Annotated in this window: 20 protein-coding genes; 9 read left to right on the plus strand and 11 right to left on the minus strand. The window is 64.7% G+C overall.

Going from position 1 to position 18960, the window contains the following annotated elements; all coding sequences use genetic code 11:
• The first annotated feature begins 42 nt into the window (after nucleotides 1–42).
• The 6 genes from ACSQ3D_RS12590 (at nucleotide 43) to ACSQ3D_RS12615 (ending at nucleotide 6471) form a co-directional block, all read left to right on the plus strand.
• Nucleotides 43–792 carry an ABC transporter substrate-binding protein gene (locus ACSQ3D_RS12590; RefSeq protein WP_235504050.1) on the plus strand — a complete coding sequence of 250 codons (750 nt, stop codon included), beginning with the start codon at nucleotides 43–45 and terminating at the stop codon, nucleotides 790–792.
• Nucleotides 789–1808, plus strand: a complete 1020-nt coding sequence (locus ACSQ3D_RS12595; RefSeq protein ID WP_436127119.1) for a hypothetical protein — start codon at nucleotides 789–791, stop codon at nucleotides 1806–1808. The genes ACSQ3D_RS12590 and ACSQ3D_RS12595 overlap by 4 nt, the downstream gene beginning before the upstream one ends.
• A 2-nt stretch (nucleotides 1809–1810) precedes the next feature.
• On the plus strand, nucleotides 1811–4339 hold the full coding sequence (locus ACSQ3D_RS12600) for a sensor histidine kinase (RefSeq protein ID WP_436127120.1): 2529 nt from the start codon (nucleotides 1811–1813) through the stop codon (nucleotides 4337–4339).
• Nucleotides 4340–4368: 29 nt separating this feature from the next.
• Nucleotides 4369–4875 (plus strand): chemotaxis protein CheW, encoded by a 507-nt coding sequence (locus tag ACSQ3D_RS12605; RefSeq protein ID WP_082485957.1) that lies wholly within the window; start codon nucleotides 4369–4371, stop codon nucleotides 4873–4875.
• A gap of 136 nt (nucleotides 4876–5011) precedes the next feature.
• Nucleotides 5012–5722 (plus strand): helix-turn-helix domain-containing protein, encoded by a 711-nt coding sequence (locus tag ACSQ3D_RS12610; RefSeq protein WP_436127121.1) that lies wholly within the window; start codon nucleotides 5012–5014, stop codon nucleotides 5720–5722.
• Nucleotides 5719–6471 carry an Hpt domain-containing response regulator gene (locus ACSQ3D_RS12615; RefSeq protein WP_056417196.1) on the plus strand — a complete coding sequence of 251 codons (753 nt, stop codon included), beginning with the start codon at nucleotides 5719–5721 and terminating at the stop codon, nucleotides 6469–6471. The genes ACSQ3D_RS12610 and ACSQ3D_RS12615 overlap by 4 nt, the downstream gene beginning before the upstream one ends.
• A 186-nt stretch (nucleotides 6472–6657) precedes the next feature.
• Here ACSQ3D_RS12615 and ACSQ3D_RS12620 read toward each other — a convergent pair whose 3' ends face one another.
• Nucleotides 6658–7545 (minus strand): alpha/beta fold hydrolase, encoded by an 888-nt coding sequence (locus tag ACSQ3D_RS12620; protein ID WP_396503348.1) that lies wholly within the window; start codon nucleotides 7543–7545, stop codon nucleotides 6658–6660.
• Between the two features lie 278 nt (nucleotides 7546–7823).
• Here ACSQ3D_RS12620 and ACSQ3D_RS12625 point away from each other — a divergent pair, with 278 nt between their 5' ends.
• Nucleotides 7824–7982, plus strand: coding sequence for a hypothetical protein (locus ACSQ3D_RS12625; protein ID WP_436127122.1), 159 nt, complete (start codon nucleotides 7824–7826; stop codon nucleotides 7980–7982).
• 54 nt (nucleotides 7983–8036) lie between these two features.
• On the opposite strand, the gene ACSQ3D_RS12630 is transcribed toward ACSQ3D_RS12625, so the two are convergent.
• Nucleotides 8037–8975, minus strand: a complete 939-nt coding sequence (locus ACSQ3D_RS12630) for a LysR family transcriptional regulator (RefSeq protein WP_056417194.1) — start codon at nucleotides 8973–8975, stop codon at nucleotides 8037–8039.
• A gap of 97 nt (nucleotides 8976–9072) precedes the next feature.
• On the opposite strand from ACSQ3D_RS12630, the gene ACSQ3D_RS12635 reads away from it, so the two are divergent.
• Complete coding sequence (locus ACSQ3D_RS12635) at nucleotides 9073–10059, plus strand: 2Fe-2S iron-sulfur cluster-binding protein (protein WP_436127123.1); 987 nt, start codon at nucleotides 9073–9075, stop codon at nucleotides 10057–10059.
• A gap of 2 nt (nucleotides 10060–10061) precedes the next feature.
• Here the strand turns inward: ACSQ3D_RS12635 and maiA are convergent, their stop codons facing one another.
• The 9 genes from maiA to ACSQ3D_RS12680 form a co-directional block, all read right to left on the minus strand.
• Nucleotides 10062–10700: a maleylacetoacetate isomerase gene (gene maiA / locus ACSQ3D_RS12640; protein WP_436127124.1), complete on the minus strand. Its 639-nt coding sequence runs from the start codon at nucleotides 10698–10700 to the stop codon at nucleotides 10062–10064.
• Between the two features lie 2 nt (nucleotides 10701–10702).
• Nucleotides 10703–11704 carry a Bug family tripartite tricarboxylate transporter substrate binding protein gene (locus tag ACSQ3D_RS12645; protein ID WP_436127125.1) on the minus strand — a complete coding sequence of 334 codons (1002 nt, stop codon included), beginning with the start codon at nucleotides 11702–11704 and terminating at the stop codon, nucleotides 10703–10705.
• A gap of 98 nt (nucleotides 11705–11802) precedes the next feature.
• Nucleotides 11803–12927 (minus strand): cupin domain-containing protein, encoded by a 1125-nt coding sequence (locus tag ACSQ3D_RS12650; RefSeq protein ID WP_436127126.1) that lies wholly within the window; start codon nucleotides 12925–12927, stop codon nucleotides 11803–11805.
• 31 nt (nucleotides 12928–12958) lie between these two features.
• Complete coding sequence (locus tag ACSQ3D_RS12655) at nucleotides 12959–13666, minus strand: fumarylacetoacetate hydrolase family protein (protein WP_396503354.1); 708 nt, start codon at nucleotides 13664–13666, stop codon at nucleotides 12959–12961.
• Nucleotides 13667–13747: 81 nt separating this feature from the next.
• The gene (locus ACSQ3D_RS12660; RefSeq protein ID WP_436127127.1) at nucleotides 13748–15025 is read right to left on the minus strand and encodes an NAD(P)/FAD-dependent oxidoreductase; all 1278 of its coding nucleotides are present in this window, start codon (nucleotides 15023–15025) and stop codon (nucleotides 13748–13750) included.
• Nucleotides 15026–15052: 27 nt separating this feature from the next.
• The gene (locus ACSQ3D_RS12665; protein ID WP_436127128.1) at nucleotides 15053–15367 is read right to left on the minus strand and encodes a non-heme iron oxygenase ferredoxin subunit; all 315 of its coding nucleotides are present in this window, start codon (nucleotides 15365–15367) and stop codon (nucleotides 15053–15055) included.
• 9 nt (nucleotides 15368–15376) lie between these two features.
• Nucleotides 15377–15850 carry an aromatic-ring-hydroxylating dioxygenase subunit beta gene (locus tag ACSQ3D_RS12670; RefSeq protein ID WP_436127129.1) on the minus strand — a complete coding sequence of 158 codons (474 nt, stop codon included), beginning with the start codon at nucleotides 15848–15850 and terminating at the stop codon, nucleotides 15377–15379.
• A 2-nt stretch (nucleotides 15851–15852) separates the two neighbouring features.
• On the minus strand, nucleotides 15853–17115 hold the full coding sequence (locus tag ACSQ3D_RS12675) for an aromatic ring-hydroxylating dioxygenase subunit alpha (RefSeq protein ID WP_436127130.1): 1263 nt from the start codon (nucleotides 17113–17115) through the stop codon (nucleotides 15853–15855).
• Between the two features lie 248 nt (nucleotides 17116–17363).
• Nucleotides 17364–17744: a carboxymuconolactone decarboxylase family protein gene (locus ACSQ3D_RS12680; protein ID WP_436127131.1), complete on the minus strand. Its 381-nt coding sequence runs from the start codon at nucleotides 17742–17744 to the stop codon at nucleotides 17364–17366.
• A gap of 87 nt (nucleotides 17745–17831) precedes the next feature.
• Here ACSQ3D_RS12680 and ACSQ3D_RS12685 point away from each other — a divergent pair, with 87 nt between their 5' ends.
• On the plus strand, nucleotides 17832–18728 hold the full coding sequence (locus tag ACSQ3D_RS12685) for a LysR family transcriptional regulator (RefSeq protein ID WP_436127132.1): 897 nt from the start codon (nucleotides 17832–17834) through the stop codon (nucleotides 18726–18728).
• Nucleotides 18729–18960 lie beyond the last annotated feature (232 nt).

The following is an 18960-nucleotide window of genomic DNA, read 5'->3' on the forward strand; positions in this document are numbered from 1 at the left end:
CCTTCACTCCCGCGCTCCTACTCTGTGGCTTTCGCGTTCTGCATGACAGCTGCTTTTCCTGCTACGGCTGGCACCGTGCTGGACAAGGTTCAAGGCCAGCGTTCCGTTCGCATCTGCATCTGGCCGGACTACTACGGAATCACTTACCGAAACCCGCGCACCCAGCAACTGGGTGGCATCGACATCGAACTGTCTGCTGCACTGGGCAACGACCTGAAAGCGAAAGTGGAGTACGTCGATTCGTCCTTTGCCACGCTGATCGACGACCTGCGCGGCGACCGCTGCGACGTGGCGATGTTCGCCATCGGCATGCTGCCGCAGCGCATGGCGGCGCTCAAATTCACCCAGCCCTACCTGAGCAGCGACATCTACGGTGTCACCACCAAAAGCAATGCCGTGGTCAAGGAGTGGGCTGACATCGACCAGCCGGGGGTTGCGGTGGCGGTGCAGACGGGAACCTTCATGGAGCCGGTCATGACAGAGCGGCTCAAGCACGCAAAGGTCGTGAAGATCTCTCCGCCAGCGACGCGTGAGCGGGAACTGGAAAGTGGCCGCGTCGATGTGTTCATGACGGACTACCCCTACAGCCGCCGCCTGCTCGACAACGCAGACTGGGCGCGCCTGGTGATCCCCCCCAAGCCTGTGTTCGTGCTTCCGTATGCCTATGCCGTCAAACCCGGCGACGATGCCTGGCTCAAGACCATGGATGACTTCGTGGTCCGGATCAAGCGCGACGGCCGCTTGGCGGCGGCGGCGGCTCGCAACGGACTCAGCAGCATTGTGATGCCATGATGCGCCTTGGTGGCTTGCAGGCCTGGCGGTCCAGCCCGGCACGTTCCTGCCCACGAAGAACCGGGCTCGCTGTCTTGTGCCTCTTTTCAGGTGTCTTCGGTGCCGCCGCGGTGTTTTTCGCCGCGGTGGGCGTGGCAATCCTTGCCCCCGAAGAGGCCGCGCACCAGGGAGAAAGCCATGCCCGCGCTGCGGTGGATCTGGCTGAGGAGCAGGTCAGTCGCACGCTGCGCATCGGCATGTTGGCGCTCGACCATCTCGGTGATAGGCTGTCTTCGCAAGCGCAGCCGCTTGGCGCCATCTCGCTGAACGAGGCATTGAGAAATGTGCTGGCAAGCGCCCCCTCTCTGTGTGGCGCCCTCTTGCTGGACGAGGAAGGACGTGTGCATGCAAGCACTCGCACTGGCGAGCAGGGTCAATTCGTGGATCTTCATGGTCTTGGTGCAATGCCATCCGGTGAGAGGGGCGTTACCGGCGCCTTCTCTGCCGGGTGGAGCACCCATGACTGCCCATCGGATGCCCGTACTGTGATTTTTCGCTCGCCGCCCCATGCACTTGTCCTTCACCATTCCTTTCTCAACAGCGCGAGGGGGCGTATGCACCTGCTGGCCCTGATCAATCCCCAGGCCTTGCTGCAAGATGGCGCATCGCACCAGGGCCGTCCTGATTTTCAGTACTCGTTGGCGACAAGCGCTGGCCTGATCGTTGCGAGCACTGGGGCCTCAATGCCCGCTCAAAGCCGCATCAGCGCACTGCCAGTGGTTGGCCATCCTGCTTCGACAGGCAAGGCTGACAGCTACATCGGTCGTGGCGTTCAAGGCAGCCAGCAAGTGGTTGCATTTCGCTCGTCGGAGATTTCGCCGCTGGTGGTGGTTGCTGAAATACCGGTGCGTCTCGCCATCGGACAGAAGCACGATGGCCTTGCGAAATGGCTGTGGGCGGGCGTAGGCTGGAGCTTCGCATCCCTGGTGCTCGCACTCGTCCTGAGCGAGCCAAAGAACCTGGCAAGTGAAGGCTAGCGATGTTCATCACCTCACGCTCTCCGCTGCGCCGCATGCCGTCGTTTTCGATACGGCAACTGAGCACGGTCGCCCTCCTGTCGGGCGTTTTGCTCACGCTGGGGGTAGGGCTGGCGACCACCTGGGTGGCGTCCACGGACCGCAACCAGTTGATCCAGGCCGATCGAGAGAAGGCCGAGCTGCTCGCGCGCATGCTGGAAGATCAAACCACGAGGACCATGGACAGCGCGTTCTTCGTACTGGCTACGCTTGCGGAGTCGCGGGTGTTTGAGGACATCATCGAAAGCCCGTCCCGTGGCGACGAAGCGCTCAAACATGCCCTGCTTGGTGTCCCCTTCATGAGAGGCCTCTTGGTCATCAACGGCGAAGGCCGGATACTGGCCAGCAACTCGTCGGACGAGCTGGGCATACAGATAGACATGCGCCGGCTGGGTCCTTTGCCCGCGGACGACAAAAACGCCATCGGACCTCTGATCGCAGGACGAGGGATCAGTAGCCTGGCCTCCGTCACAGGCAAGATCGCGGCACCCAAGGGACTGGGCTTCATACCGCTGCTGCGAAAGCTCAAGACACTGAACCAGCAGTCCGTCTATGCCGTGGGCCTCCTGAACCCGGACGCGCTCGCCAACATCCAGCAGCTTGCCGTCGAGAAAGCTGGCTACAGTTCGGCGGTTGCGACCTACAAGGGAGAGTTTCTGGCCGGAGCGGGGACGATCACCCTGCCGACCAGCGGCATGCAGTCGCTCCCCATTTTCCAAGAGCATCTCCCTGCGCGCGAACACGCCAGCTTCATTGGCAGAGGACTGGGTGGGGAGCAGCAGATCGTGGCATTCCGCGTCTCCAGGACACACCCTGTCGTGATCGTGGTGGAGGAACCGCGCGCGCTGGCGCTGAGCCGGTGGCTGGACGACTCCGTCGGTTACCTCTGGCTGGGCGGTGGTGCGTGCGCATTGATGCTGCTCCTGTCGCTGGTCGCATGGCGCGGCTTGAGGCTGAGGGAGTCCGCCCAACTGCTGGCTGAGGATGCGCAAAACAGGATCGCTCAGAGCGAGCGAGAGCTTGCCGTGCTGATGCAAAGCGTGCAGGAGGTGATCTTTCGCACCGATGAAAGTGGCCACATCACCTTCGTGAACGCCCAGTGGATAGCGCTTGGCAGCCATGGACAGACATCGCCAGTCGGCCGTCCGCTGCACGAGCTGGTGGAGCCCCGGTCACAACAGTCCGTAGCCCAGCTGTTCCAGAACGGAGCCAGTGGAAAGGCACGCCATTGCCAGGCGTCGGTCCGTCTTGATGATGGCCGTAGGAAGCTTTTTGACATGGCACTGGTCCCCTTGCTCCACGAGGGGCAAGTAGTGGGTTTTGCCGGCAGTGCGGTCGACGTTACCGAGCGGTGGATCGCTCAGCAAAAGCTGCGAAGCGAGCTGGAGTTTCGCGGACTGCTGCTGGAAATGAACCCGCTTCCGATCTCCATGACGGACATGGATGGACGCCTGCTGCTGGTCAACCGCGCCTGGGAGGAATACAAGGGACGACGGCGCAAAGACGTCATCGGGCTGCGCCTGCAGGACTTCTTGCCCTCGGAAGAAGCCGTTGTGCACGAAGCGGCCGACCAGCAACTGAAGCGAGAGCGTGGCACGGTCCGCTTCGAAACGCGCGTTCTGAATGGAAACCAGTCCTGGCGCGACACCCGGGTGACCAAGGCCATCGTGGCCGACTCCGAGGGTGTCTCCACCGGCATTCTGTGCACCTTGATGGACGTGAGCGATTTCCGTGAGGCTGAAAGGGTGACACGCGAAGCGAGGGACTCGGCCGAAGAAGCATCTCGTTCGAAATCAGAGTTTGTCGCCAACATGAGCCACGAGTTGCGCACGCCTTTGCAATCCATCATGGGATTTTCAGAACTGGGCATGTACCGCGCCAAAGCGCACCCAGCCTTCGCTGCCATGTTCGAGGACGTTCACCGCGCGGGTGAACGCATGCTGTCCCTGGTGAACGATTTGCTCGATGTGGCCAAGCTGGAAAGCACGGTGGGAACCTTCCATCTGGAAAAGGTCGATTTACGCGGGGTCATACGGCCAGTGCTTCGGGAGTTGCAGCCCTTGCTGGCGCAGCGCAGGCTCCTGCTGGATCTGAACCTGGGCGACGCGCCATTGACCGCAAAGGTCGATCCCGTGCGCTTTGAGCAGGTCATCCGCAATGTGGTGGCCAACGCCATCAAGTTCTCACCTGAAGAGTCCCAGATACAGATCCATGCCAGAGTGGACAGCCAGGGGCAGATCCGCATTGCGGTAGGCGACAGCTGCCCTGGCATACCGCCCTTCGAACTCACCACGATTTTCGAGGCGTTCAAGCAGTCCAGCACCACGAAGGATGGATCGGGCGGCACCGGCCTGGGTTTGGCCATCTGCAAAAAGATTCTTGAAGCCCTGGGCGGCCAGATCTATGCCGAAAACCGGCAACCGCATGGCGCGGTATTCCATATCACCCTCCCCGCGCGCACCAGTGACACGATGCCTGCGGAACTTAACTGAAGACTCCACCTTACCGGCCATCTGCGCATATGAACACATCGACAACCATCAGCAACGTACGCCCCACGACAACGGGAGAACATCTGGCATTCTGCCTGGGCGACCAGGAGTATGGCCTCGCCATCTCGGGAGTACGGGAAATCCGCTTCTATGAATCGCCTACACGCATCGCAGGGTCACCCACCCATATCCTGGGTGTGCTGGACCTTCGAGGTGAAAGCGTGCCGTTGATCGATTTGCGCGTGTGCCTCGGGATCACCGCCCTCTTCACTGCGAGCACTGTCACGGTGGTCGCGAATGTAGGCAACGACACTTTTGGGATGGTCGTTGACTCGGTGTCGGATGTGGTCGAGCTGACCAGGGATCAAATCCGCGAGGTGCCCGGCATGGTCGGTACGGAAGACTCGCACGGGGTCATCGGCATCGCACAGGTCACGCACGAGGGCTCGCACCGCACCCTGCTGCTCCTGGACGCTTCCCAGATGATTTCGAGGATTCGCGACTGCGCGTCCCTCGACCTCTCCGTGGCGTGCTGACAGATGCCCGCCGTCCGGCTGTCCCGCCATATGGCTCGCCCATGGACACCCAGCAAACCAAATGTTTCAAAAAAATTCATTTTGATCATTTCAATGCGAGATAAATAGCATTGTTTTTACCTAAAATGGTGTGCTCATGAAAAATGACACACCTTTCGACGGATCGACTGCTGGCGACCAACTGACTACGTTTGAGGCCGCGCGGATGTTGGGCATGGCGGTGCGCTCCGTGCAACTCATGGTGGATCGCGGCGAGCTGCAAGCCTGGAAGACACCGGGTGGGCACCGGCGCATTTCGCGGGATTCGGTCGACCAGTGGCTGCGTTCGCGCTCCGGCGGTACGCACCCAGGCCCAGGTGCACGCGCAAGCACTGCGCTCGCGCAAGAGCCGTTCACTCCTGCAGGCCGGACGGCACAGGAGACGGTTGAACGCAAGGCCCAAGCCTCCGGTGCCGTGAAGATCCTGCTGATCGAGGACTCCATCCATTTCCAGAACCTGGTATCCCTGCTGATCAAACAGCACTTCCCAGACTGGCAGCTGCACATCGCCAATGACGGCATTGCCGGGCTGGCGATGTATGGCCAGATCCAACCCGATATCTTGATCGTGGATCTTCTGCTGCCCGGCATTGATGGCGGAGCACTCATCATGACGCTGCGCTCGCATCCCCAGTTCACCCACAGCAGCCTTGTTGTCGTGACTTCGCTGGACGAATCCCAACGCGCTCCCTATGCGTTTGCGCTCGACGGCGTGGATGTCATCCACAAGCCCCGCTTGGTCACCGAGCTGCCTTTGCTTCTGGCACGCGGACTGGATGCCAGCGCCGCTGTCGCGCTCCATCCATGACACACGCCGGGGACACTCCGGTCCGGCGTGTGCTGGTGGTGGAGGATGATGCTTCGATCGCACGCTTCATCGGCATGGCCCTGGAGGACCAGCAGGTTGATCTGGTCGTCTGCGCAGACGCGGAGAGCGCTCTCACATCGCTGGACGAACGGCCTGTGCGGCTGATCATTACCGATTTGATGCTGCCAGGGGTATCTGGCTATGAGTTGGTCGAACGGCTGCAGCACCACCCCGAAAGACTCGGAGCGGCGAAGATCGTGGTCTTCAGTGCAGGCATGAATGCAGGTGTCGAGAATGGGCTCAAAGGCATGGGCGTATGGCGCATCTTGTACAAGCCCGCGTCCGTGGCGCAGCTGCAAAGCTGTGTGCAGGACGCACTGGCTGAGGAGCGAAACAAACCCGCCACGGCGGTCCCGACGTGCCGCGAGGCCCCCGCGGCCGAGGACGGCGACTTTCTGAATACCTATTTCGGTGGGAATGCCGCACTGTTTCGCGAATACAAAGCCATGTGCGCAGCCCAGTTTTCCCAAGACTTGAAAGACGGGGATACCGCTTTGCACGCGGGAGACCTGGGGGCGCTGCGTCGGCTGGCGCACAGCCTGCGCACCGTGCTGCGTACATTGGGAGCGGCAGAGGGCGCCTCCATGGCGCAACGGCTCGAAACCGTGGCCGCCACCGGCGATGCCACCGCCTCGGCCACTGCGTGGGCCCCGTTGCGACGTCTGCTTTTCAGCATGGCCGACCACTGACTGCCGGGAGCCGCCATGCCGCGCGGTGGCCACATCAGGATGATGGCCTTGAGCGCTCGCCCTGCACGGTTCTATCGCCGATGGTGCTGCGCCAGCGCGGAGAGCCGGCGTCGCTCTCCGCGACCCGACGGCCCACGGCAACTTGATCGCATCCGTGCGCCGGACAGGTGTGGGCGCAACTGATGGCTAAAACGCCGCGGAGTCCGCGTGCGCACGCAGCCAGGCGACGATATCGGCCGTCACTTCAAGGCGGTGGGTCTCGTTCAAGATTTCGTGGCGGGCACCCGGGTACAGCGTGACCGTCACATCGGCAATGCCGGCATCGCGGTAGCGCTGCCCCAGCAGCTGGATCAGCGCGCCACCGCCAGCGAGCGGATCTGCGTCGCCAGAGGCGATCAGGAGGGGCAGGTCCTTGCGGATGCCCGCCAGCAGCGCAGGATCGGCCAGCCGGGATGCGGGCGCAAACAGTGATGGAATCACATCGTCCGGAACATCCCACCCGCACCAAGGGTCAGCGACGTAGGCATCCACCTCGGAGGCGTCGCGCGACAGCCACTCGTACCCCGTGCGGTGTTCGAAGCCCGCATTGAATGCCGCCAGCCCGGAGGGCGCGTCGGCCGGCGCATTGGCCATGCCGGCGGCCAGCACGTCGAGCGCCGTGGAGCCGGACAGCACCACGCCCGACCACGTCGATGCATGCTCGAGGATGGCAGCCTGCGCCGCAAACGAACCCATCGAGTGCCCGAACAGAAAGAGCGGCAGGCCGGCATGCTGCGCGCGCAGCGCTGCGCCCAGTTGCACCACGTCGGCGATCAGCCCGCCGAACCCCGCCTTGCCGAAGTTGCCCCACTGGCCCATGGCCGTGCGCCCGTGCCCGCGGTGATCGGCGGCATGCACCAGGAATCCGGCTGCATTCAACGCCTTGGCAAACCGGTCGTAGCGCTCGCCATGCTCGGCAAGGCCGTGCGAGATCTGCACCACGCCCAACGGTGGGCCCGCCACGTCGGCCCAGGTGTATGTGACGACCTGCGTGCCGTCTGCGTCAGAGAGGAAGGAGGATGTCGACGTGCTCATCATTTCATTCTGACACGGCGGCGCAGCCGCACGAAGAGCGCGCGTTAGACCGCGCCGGCCATCACCGCCTGGCCGGTGCGGCAGCCTGGGATGTGCGGCCCGGCCCGGCCTTTTTGACGGGCACGCTGTATCGGTACTCGCCCCACCAGTCCATGGGCGCTTTCGTCGTCGGCCCCAGCCCGCGGGCTTTTTTGCATCATCTCGTACTGGACACGCCGCGGTATCTCTGCAAACACGCGTGAATGGAGGCGCCGACCAGATTACCAACCCACAACGTCATGCTGACTGCGGACACCTTTGGCCGCGACAGGCCGCTCTTGCCCACCAGGTTTGACCGCAACGGATCGCCCGAGCACGACATCGCACCGGTGATCCTGTTCCCGGTCAGCCAGGGTGCGCAGTGCATCGCCGGCTACAGCCTGCAGCCTACAGCCTAGCACCCGACGGCGGAATGGTCATCGACGCCGCGCGTTGACCGCTGCAGCGGCCACTCAACCTGTACCGTCGGAACCACCGTCGACGGGCCGGTCGCCTCCGAACAGGTCGAACACCATGCTGCGCAGCCATTGATTCACGGGCTCGCGATGCACCTTGGCGTGCCAGAACATGCTGATGGGTGCATCGGGCAAGGGGACGGGGTGCGTGCGCAGCACCAGGCCGAAGGGCCCGGCCAGCTTGAGCGCCAGGCGTTCGGGCACCGTCGCCACCAGCGCCGTACTCTGAAGGATGTGGCCCACACTCACGAAGTGCGGCACGCTCAGCCGCACGCGGCGATCGATGCCGGCCTTGTGGATCAGCTCATCGATTTTGCCGTGCCCCGTGCCTGCGGACACGATCACCAAATGCTCCGCCGCCTTGTAGTCAGCCAGCCGCAACTTGGGCCGGTCGAGCGCGTGGCCGCGGCGAAACAGGCACACATACCGCTGGCGGAACAAGCGGCGCTGAAAGAAGCCCGCCTTCAAGTGCGGCAACAGGCCGATGGCCAGATCCACCTTGCCCGCTTCCATGTCATCGCGCAGATTGGTGGCGTTGTTGCGCACCGTGTTGAGCGTCACGCCGGGCGCCTCCCGGCCCAGGCGTTCCAGCAAGGCTGGCAGGAAGACGATCTCGCCGATGTCCGTCATGCCGATGGTGATGGTGCGCTTGAGCGTGGCCGGCGTGAACTGCGTGCGCTGATTGAGCCCGCTGTGGATCATGCCCAGCGCGTAGCCCACCGGCTCGCTCAGTTGCTCTGCAAACGGTGTGGGCACCATGCCGCCGGACGTACGCAGGAACAACTCGTCGCCGAAGATTCTGCGCAGCTTGGCCAGCGAGTTGCTGACGGCCGGCTGCGTGATCCCCAGGTTGTCGGCCACCTGCGACACGCGCCGCTCGACCATGAGTTGCTGAAAAAGCACGAGCAGGTTCAGATCGATATCGGATAGCTCCATGGCGCCTCCATCATCTCCGATGATGTGAAACGGCAATGGTATTGCAGCCGGTGATTCGTGGGCACAATGGCGTGCATGACCCCGAAGGCCGACCGCCGTGGACATCCTTGTTCAGCCGCTTAACCGCGTGATCCGCGCCACACCCGGTGCGAATCTGCTGGACGCCCTGCGCGCGGCGCAGATTCCCATGTCCTATTCCTGCCTCTCCGGCCGCTGCGGCATCTGCCGCTGCCGGGTGCTCGATGGCGAGGTGCTCGATGGTGGGCGCGAGCAGCAGCGCCCGCTGGACGGCATGGACGGCGCCGTACTGGCCTGCCAGACCTATGTGACCGAAGCCTGCACGATCGAAGTGCCAGCGCCTGAAGAGGCCGTCGTGCACCGGGCGCGTGTGGCCAGGGCCTCCGTCGTCGCCATCGAACCCCTGGCGGCCGACATCCGGCGCCTGCTGCTCAAGGTCGCCAACCCGATTGCGTTTTCTCCGGGTCAGTACGCACAGATCGCTTTGACCCCACAGCACTCGCGGCCCTACTGCATGGCCAACCTGCCGGGTGATGATCTGCTGGAGTTTCACGTGCAGCTGATGCCCAAGGGCCGCGTCAGCAGCTACATCGCCGAACAGCTGACGGTGGGGGACAAGGTCAAGGTCAGCGGGCCGCTCGGCGCCGCCTATCTGCGCCAGCAGAACGCCGGACCCATGCTGTGCGTGGCAGGGGGCACGGGCCTGGCACCGGTGCTCTCGGTGGTGCGGGGCGCCGTGGCCGCCGGCATGCGCAACCCCATCCACCTGTACCTCGGGCTGCGCTCGCCGCGCGACCTCTACGGACTCGCATGGCTGGACCATTTGCGCAGCACGCACCCTGCGTTGAAAGTGCATGTGGTGATGGCCTCGGGTGCAGACCCTGCCACGCAGCGGCGCGGGCTGGTGACCCAGGCCATCGAACAGGACCACACCCACTTGCGTGGATGGAGCGCCTATCTGTGCGGCTCGCCGCCGATGGTGGAGACCACCACGCTGCTCGCACTCGGCAAGGGCATGGAGGCGGCCCACATCCATGCCGAGGCCTTCTACATGCAGGGCGACTGAGGTCAGCCCGCATCGGGCTGCGCAGCGGGCGCGGCCTGGCGGAACGCGTCCAGTTGCCCGCAGGCCGCGTCCACAGCCTGAACCCGCGGCCAACGCGCCATGTCCACCTTGAAGCGGCGTGCACTCTCCACCTGCGGCACCAGGTAGACATCGGCGAGCGTCGGGTGGTTGCCAAAGCAAAAATCTCCACGACGCCGGTCACTCGCCAGCAAGGCCTCGATGGCGTCGAAACCCGCGCCGATCCAGGTGCCGCACCAGTCGTTGATCGCCGCCTCGTCCGCGGCAAAGCGGTGGCGCAAAGCCTCCAGGATGCGCCGGTTGTTGACCGGGTGGATGTCGCAGCCCACGATGGCTGCGAGCGCGCGCACCTGCGCACGCTCTGCGGCGTCGCTGGGGAGCAGCGGCGGATCCCGATGGCGTTCTTCGAGCCATTCGATGATGGCCGGCGACTGGATCATCAAGCGGTCTTCCGTGTCCAGCACGGGCACGAACTGCTGCGGATGGATCGCTTTGAAGGCCTGCGCCAGGTGCTCCTCGCGCCGCAGATCGACCGCGACCTGGTCGTACGAGAGGCCTTTGAGGTTCAGCGCGATGCGCAGGCGGTGGGATGTTCCACTGCGGAAAAAGGTGTAGAGCTTCATGATCAGTCCAGAGCGATCTTGGCGCGCTTGACGACATCACCGAACGTGCGTGAGTCGCGTTCGATGGCCTTGGTGAGCTCGCCGGGCGGGCCCATGTAGGGCTCGAAGCCGAAGGTCGCCAGACGCTCCTTGACCTCGGCGGTCGCAAGCACCTTGCCGACGTCGGCGTTGATTTTCTCGATCGCCGCCTTCGGTGTGCCTGCAGGCGCGAACAGGCCGACCCAGGTCTTCACCTCGAACCCCGCCGGTCCGCCCGCTTCGCCGACGGTGGGAACATCGGTGAAGCCCGCCAGGCGCTTGGGCGCGGCCAGTGCCAGGAACTTCACCTTCTTGGCCTGGTACATCGGTCCGGCAGTCGCCGCCGTGCCGAACGCCCACTTGATGTCGCCAGTGGCGACGGAGGTGTAGACGTTCCCCATGTCCTTGTAGGGCACATGCATCATCTTCGTATCGGTCGCGGCTTCGAGCATCGCCGCCCCCACATGGGCCACGCTGCCGATGCCCCATGATCCATAGGTGATCTCGCCCGGTGCCGCTTTGGCCGCCCGGATCAGGTCGCCCACGTCTTTCCACGGCGAGTTGGCCGCCACCACCACGAAGAAGTTGGTGAAGTACACCGGGGCCACCGGCTCGAAGTCCTTCAGCGGGTCGTAGGGCAGTTGCTTGAACACATGCGGCTGCAGTGCCATGTGGGTGTTGTCCACCTGCAGCACGGTGTAGCCGTCAGGCGCTGCGCGTTTGGCGTCGCCAATGGCGATGAAACCGTTGGCGCCCGGCTTGTTGTCGATGACCAGTTGCTGGCCCCAGTGGCGCGACAACCTCTCGCTGAGGATGCGCATCACCGCGTCCGGGCCGCTGCCCGGGGAATACGGCGCGACGGAGCGCACGGGCTTGCCGGGGTATGTCTGCGCCGCTGCGCCGGGCAGGCCCGCGGCGGTCAGCAGGGCCCAGGCGCAAAGCGCAGTGGCCGTGCGGAAAATGGAAGTACGGATGGCTGTGATCATGGCTATGTCTCCTTGTCATTGGGGCCGGAATCGGCCTGTTGTTTCGTGGCTGGTCAGTGGGCTGGGCAAGCGCGGGATGCGGGCCGGAGGCTGCCGGCTCACCCGGTGGTCTGGGCGCGGTGCGCGTGCAGCGCCTCGAAGATCGGCGTGTCGCTGAACCGAAAGAGGTCGAGCGCACCGCAGGCGGATGCCTGGGCCGAGAACGGCTGCCACGACGGCACCACGAACAAGTCGCCACGCGCCGCTTGCCAGGTGCGATCGCCCACCGTCACGGAACCACTGCCGTCGAACACCTGGAACACCGACGAGCCCACCTCGCGATGGACGCGCGTTGCGCCGCCCGCGCGCACGCGGTGCATCTCGGTGCGCATCGTCGGCAGCACGTCGCCGCCGGTGGCCGGGTTGGTAAAGCGCACCGCCGCATGGCCCGGGCTCAGCGTGCCGGCCTGGCCCTCGGCCTCCAGGGCGAGCTGGTCGGCCAGTGCGCGGTCCGTGTCCACCCAGCGGTAGGCCAGGAGCGGCGTGGCGAGTTGCGCCCCCGCCATCGACACCGGACGCAGGCCAGGGTGGCCCCAGAGCCTTTCGGAGTACGAACGCTCGGCCGTGGTGCGCTCGGCAGGCGAGATCCGATCGCGCCCGACCTCGAAGAACTGGCTCTCCGTGTAGTACGAAAAGGGGATGTCCAGGCCATCGATCCAGGCCATGGGCTCGGTGGCGGCGTTGTGGTGGGCGTGCCAGTTCCAGCCTGCCTGCGGCAGGAAGTCACCCCGTGACATGCGCACGGCATCGCCGTTGACCACGGTCCAGACGCCCTCGCCCTCCACCACGAACCGGAAGGCGTGCTGCGTGTGCCGGTGCTCAGGGGCGTCTTCGCCCGGCATGAGGTACTGAATGGCGGCCCACAGCGTGGGTGTGGCAAATGGACGGCCGCCCAGCGCCGGGTTGGCCAGCGCGATCGCACGGCGCTCGCCACCGCGGCCCACAGGCACGATCTCGCCGGCCTGCGCGGCCAGCGCCTTCAACCGGTCCCAGCGCCACAAGTGCGGCACGGCTTTGGATTGGGGATGCCGGGGCATCAGGTCGCCGATCTCGGTCCAGAGCGGGACCAGCAGTTCCTGCTCGAATCCTCGATACAGCTGCTCCAGTGCGGGCGTGGGGTCGGGCTGGCCCCGCCCCGCAACGGCATGCAGCCGCACGGGAGAAGGTGTCAGGTCGGTGGTCATGGGGTTTGTCTCCTCAAGGTGTTCAGCCATGTCACTCCGCCGGACCGACGTCGAGCACGATGCTGCCCACGCCGGCAATCCGGCCTTCGATGTGGTCACCGGGCTGCACCGGGCCCACGCCTTCGGGCGTGCCGGTGAAGATCAGGTCGCCGGGGAGCAGGTGGTAGAACCTGGACAGGTCGGCAATCAGCTCGGGGATGTTCCAGATCAGCTTCGACAGGTCGGACTTCTGGCGCACCTTTCCATTGACCGACATCGCCAGCTCGCCCTGGCTCAGGACGACCTGGGGCATCGGAACGACCTCCGAGACCACGGAGGACTGCTCCACATCCTTGCCCAGGTCCCAGGGGCGGCCCTTCTCGCGCGCCGCGAGCTGCAGGTCGCGGCGCGTCATGTCCAGGCCGCAGGCATAGCCATAGATGAGGCGCGGCGCCTCGGACTCGCTCACACGGAAGCCGGCCGCGCCGATGGCCACCACCAGTTCCATTTCGTGGTGGTAGTCCTGGGTACCGGGCGGGTAGGCCACCGTGGCACCGGACGCGACCAGCGTGGACGGTGCCTTCGTGAAGTAGAAAGGCACCTCGACCGACTTGTCGACCGGACGGCCCATCTCGACCGCGTGCGCGTGGTAGTTGCGGCCGACAAAAAACAGCCGCTGGATCGGTAGCCGCTCGCTTCGGCCACGCACCGGCAGCGCGTAGACCGGCGGTGGAGTCCAGAGATAGGAGGTGGATGTCATCGGGGTTTCCCTTGTTTGAAAGTGAGGGTGGTGGGGTGGGGTGGGGTTCAAGCCTTGGGCCGTGAGCAACGGGCGCCGGATTTACAGCTTGGACATCGGCGTGCCCATGTCCGCCAGGCGCTCGGTATCGACCGGCCTGCGCTGCTCGATCAATCGGCGCGCGAAGCGCAGGTCACGGGCCGCGTTGGGGCCGATGGCCGCCTGCACCACATCGCCGGCCAGGTAGAACATCACGAAGCTGCCGCTGGCCTGGTCGCCGCGTTGCACCACACGGTGCGCCGGCGTCGGCACGCCGTAGATCTGAAGGTTCATCCCGTACTGGTCGGACCAGAACCAGGGCAAGGGCTGGTAGTCCACCGCGTGGCCCAGTGCCGAGCGCGCGGCAGCGATGCCCTGGTCCTGCGCGTTCTGCCACGACTCGAGCCGCAACCTGCGCCCGGCCCAGGGGTTGGGAGCCACGGCCACGTCGCCAGCGGCCAGGATGTCGGGGTCTGACGTGCGGCACCGGGCATCGACCAGCACGCCGCCTTCGCAGGCCAGGCCCGCCTCGCGCGCCAGTTCGTCGTTGGGCACGAGGCCGATGCCCAGCACGATGGTGTCGCCCACGAGCACGCTGCCATTAGCGAGCAGCACTTCCGAGCGCCCATCTGCCGCGCGCGCAAAGCCCCTCACGCCAGCGCCCAGCACAACGCGCGTTCCCTGGGCGCGATGCAGCGCGAGCAAGTAGTCGGAAATCTCGGCGGGTACGGTGCGTTCGCACAGGCGGGCCTGCGTCTCGACCACCACGACGTCAGCGCCCCGCTGGCGTGCCGTGGCCGCCACCTCCAGGCCGATCCAGCCGCCGCCCACCACCACCACGCGGCGGCCGGGCACAAGTGTGGGTGCCAGCGCCATCGCATCTTCGATGGTGCGCAGCGTGTGCAGCGGCACCTGGTCGGCCCCTGGCAGCGCGAGCGTGCGGGCCCGCCCTCCGGTGCACAGGATGAGCTTGTCGTACGGCACCGCTTCGCCATCGGACAGCAGCACCTGCCTGGCAGCGCGGTCGATGCGGCGCACCCGCACGCAGGGCCGCCATTGCGCACCCAGGGCATCGAAGGCCTCGGGCTTCATGAGCCGCGTGGTCTCGGGCTGTGCCGCACCAGACAACACCGCCTTGGACAGTGGCGGCCGCTCATGCGGCGGGTGGACCTCGTCGCCGATCAGTACGATGCGGCCTCTGAAGCCTTCGCTTCGCAGCGTCTGCGCGGCCCAGCCACCGGCCTGGCCGGTGCCGACGATCACGATGGTGTGGATCGGGCGGGCGTCCGCGCCTTCATCCGGCCATGCGGCGGCCGCAACCTCTGGTCGCTCGGCGGTCATGGGCTCTCCTTGTGGGGGTGGCTGCGCTCAGTCGAAGGCCAGCCAGACGCGGCCGCCTTCGATCTTGACGGGGTAGCTGCGCAGCGGCTCGGTCACCGGTGCGCAGGTGGGCTGGCCGGATCGCACATCGAACTTGCCCTGGTGCAGGGGGCATTCGATCTCGTGCCCGTCCAGAAAGCCGTCGCACAGCCGTGCATGGCCGTGGGTGCAGACGTTGTCGGTGGCGAAGACTTCGCCGTCCACGCCATACAGCGCGATGTCGCGTCCTGCAACGGCCAGGCCCATCACATCATCCTGCGGCACGTCGCTCCGCGCGGCCGCGTCAATCCAGTTCGTGGTCATGGCAGTTCCTCAGATGGGGTAGATCAGCGAATTGGGGATCATTTCGCTGTCGTAGATCACCAGGCGCGAAGCGAACTTCAGCCCCTCTGGCGTGCGCACCACTTCATCGAGCGTGCGGCCCACGTTGAAAACGGTCGACTCCTTGGACAGGCGCGTGCGCAGCACCGCATAGTTGGCTTCGCTGTGGATGCGGCCATCGGCACCGACCTGATGGACGAGCGGCGCACCCACCACGTGGCGCTGGTAGTAGGGGTCATGGAACAGCGTCTCGCGGATGCCATAGACGCGGTCCTTCAACATGCCCTTGCTGTCGAAAGCCAGCGTGGCGAGCGGGAAACCGCGTTCGTGGTTTTCGCGCGGCTGCAGTTTGTAGCTGCAGTCGTCGATGAAGAACTCCGGCCAGGCATCCCATTCGGCGGCATCGAGTGCACTTGCGTAGCGGGCATAGAGCTGCGTCAGCTCGTAGTAGGTCTGGAACTCCATGGTCACGCCTCCATCACCTTGCGCCAGTATTCGTACATGCCGCGGATCAGCGTCTCCGTGACCATGTGGTCCGTATCGCCCACCTCCCGGCCACCCAGTTCGGCCAGCGCGCGGTGCGCCGGCTTGGTCTCGAAGCCTTCCTGCGACCACTCGATGACTTCGCCGTCGTCCGCCGAGACGAAGCCTGCCGGCCCGAAGAGGTTGGCCTGGCGCAGGCGGCGCTGCGTCATCTCCTGGCTGTCGTCTTCGAAGCCGAAATGCGTCCAGACGAAATCGAAGGCGCCCTGGCCATCCGGCTGGATGTGGCGCGTGGACACGCTGTTGACCTGCTGCTGGAAGATGACGCTCGGAAACACGGTCATCATCACGGCCGTCGGCGTGCCCCACCAGTCTTCGTGCACGATGTCGAGAAAGCGCGGGTCGTGCAGTTGCATGCCCGCCTTGAAGCTGGACACCTGGGTCACGTCGGCCGCCTTGCCTGCCGCGCCGCGGGTGGACACCATGGCCGCATGGCGGTGCTGCGCGTCCATCAGCAGCTGGGATTTGTTGTCGGCGCGCCAGAGCCCGAAGGTCACGAACCAGGTGTGCAGCAGGCCCGGGTGGTAGGGGTCCTTGATGTTCTCCTGCATCAGCTTCCAGTTGCCCGGAATCCGCTGGCGGTTGTACCCCAGGATCGTGAGCTTGCGGCCATCGAACAGCCGGTCGAAGTAGCCCAGGATCTCGGGCCCCAGGAAGTCCTCCAGCGGCGCCACGCCATGGTCGAAAGACGCGAACACAACCCCGCCGCGCGTGGCGACCTTGAGCTTGGTCAGGCCATGGTCCGCTGGCTGGAAGTCCGCCGGCATGCCGCCATTGACCTTGCCATCCTGCTTGACGCCACGCCGAAACGGCACGCCCTGCAAGTCACCCGACAGGGTGTAGTTCCACTGGTGGTACGGGCAGGTCAGGCTGTCGCGGTTGCCATGCCGCTCGCGGCAAAAAGCCATGCCGCGGTGCGCACAGACGTTCTCCACCACGTGGATCGAAGCATCCTTGTCACGCACCAGCAACACCGATCGTTCACCGATGACGGTGCGCTTGAAATCACCCGCATTGGGAATCTCGGCTTCCAGGCCGACGTAGCACCAGTGGCCGTTGTAGAACAGCCGGTCCAGCTCCTTGCGGTAAAGCGCCTCGTCGGTATAGGCCTGGAAAGGAATGCGGCTGGTGCCGTCCGTTTCCCAGCGTATCTGCTGCGGAAAGACAGTGACGGGGCATTCATGCATGGGCGTCTCCTTGTTGTCGTGTCGGCAGGTGCCGATGCAGATGCATTCAGCGCCTGGGGACCGATCATTCGCGCCCCTGCAATATCAGTCAATGGACCCACCGTGATGTTTCACATCACCCATGTGAATATTGCGTGGACCCATGACCAGGGCATCCATCAGGCCCCGGGCCGCGACAGTGCCCACGCAGGCCCCCCCCCCCGCAACTCACATCCGCAAGTCCGCGCCGGCAAGCGTCGGGCTTTGCTTCACTGAGGCGTCTCCTGAGAGAAGATTTCCTTGGCCGCGAAAAGGCCGTTGAGCGCCGCGGGAAAGCCGGCGTAGACAGCCATCTGCATGATCACCTCGACGACCTCCTCACGGGTACAGCCGACGTTGCGGGCGCCATGGATGTGCACCTTCAACTGCGGCACGGCTGTTCCCATCGCGGTGAGCGCTGCCACCACCGCGAGCTCCCGCACCTTCAGGTCGAGGCCCGGCCTCGAATAGATGTCGCCGAATGGAAATTCAATGAGCAGGCGTGCGAAGTCGGGTGCGATGTCCTTGAGACTCTCGATGACGTTTTCGCCCGCCTGTCCATCCACTTCCTTCAGCCTCTTCCAGCCCCGGATGTAGCGTTCACTGTCCATGACGTTTCCTTTGCATGTGTTCATGCAGCGCACTCTACGGATGTGCCGCAGGTTCATCCAATACCGTTTGTGTGATACCTTTTTGGTATGAACACATCCATCGACCTGCGGCAATTCCGGTACTTTCTCGCCGTCAGCGAGGAACGTCACATCGGTCGAGCGGCTGCGCGCCTGCACATCTCCCAGCCGCCCCTGAGCAGGCAGATTCGACAATTGGAAGATCAACTGGGCGTCGAGCTGTTCGTCCGCACCAAGGTCGGTGTGACGCTGACGGAGGCGGGAACCGCATTCCTGCCGGAGGCCAAGCGGACACTCGCCCAGGCCGCCAAGGCCGTGGCCGCCGCCAAAGCCGCGCGAGGCCCTGCGCGTCAGCAGTTCGTCATCGGATACACCACGGTGTTCGACAAAAGCGCCATACCCGACGTGACCGCGCGCTTGCAGGAGCGCTTCGCGGCATGGCGCATCGTCACCCAAGGCAAGCATTCGATCAGCCTGGTGAGAGACGTCCAGAACGGCACGATGGATGCCGCATTCATCGGCCTGCACACCGAAGCCCCAGGCCTGCGGGTGGAGACATTGCGGGAAGAATCCCTCCTGGTCGCCGTGTCCGCAGGCCATGCGCTCGCTCGCAAACGCAAGATCGGCTTCGATGACCTGCGCAGCGAGTCGATCTACCGCTTCGAGCGCCGGTTGAATCCCGGCTTCTACGATCACTGCCAAGCCTTCTTCGAACGGATCGACTTCAAGCCCTGCACGATCCCGGAACCCCACGACCATCACATCCTGCTCGGGCTCATCGCCGAAGGGCAAGGCATCGCTTTCATCTCGCCCTCGCTGCAGAATGTCAAACGGCGCGGAGTGGTCTTTCGGCCGCTCAAGAGCGAAGCCCGGGATCTCTCCAGCGGAATTGCCGTCGCCTACGCTGAGAACAATCCGTCGCCCGTCCTGAAGTCGTTTCTTGAACTTGTGCGGCAGTCAGTCTGATCGCGCCCTCTGAGCGCACGCTGCCTCGCTCAATGCAGCGCGGCGGTGGCGCCGCTGCGCGACAAGACCTGCGCCCGGCCCGGGCGTTGGAGGCACCGCCTGCGCACGTGATGCGGACCCGTGGCACCGGCAGCACGGTCGCTTGCAAGCTTTTTGCGCGAGGAGGATAATTCGCTCTTATGAAAATTCTCACCAACGTGATCAAGGCATCGTTCGCCACCTAGCTGCGCCC

Source organism: Acidovorax sp. LjRoot117 (assembly GCF_964252695.1).
In the GTDB taxonomy this organism is placed as follows: domain Bacteria; phylum Pseudomonadota; class Gammaproteobacteria; order Burkholderiales; family Burkholderiaceae_C; genus Acidovorax.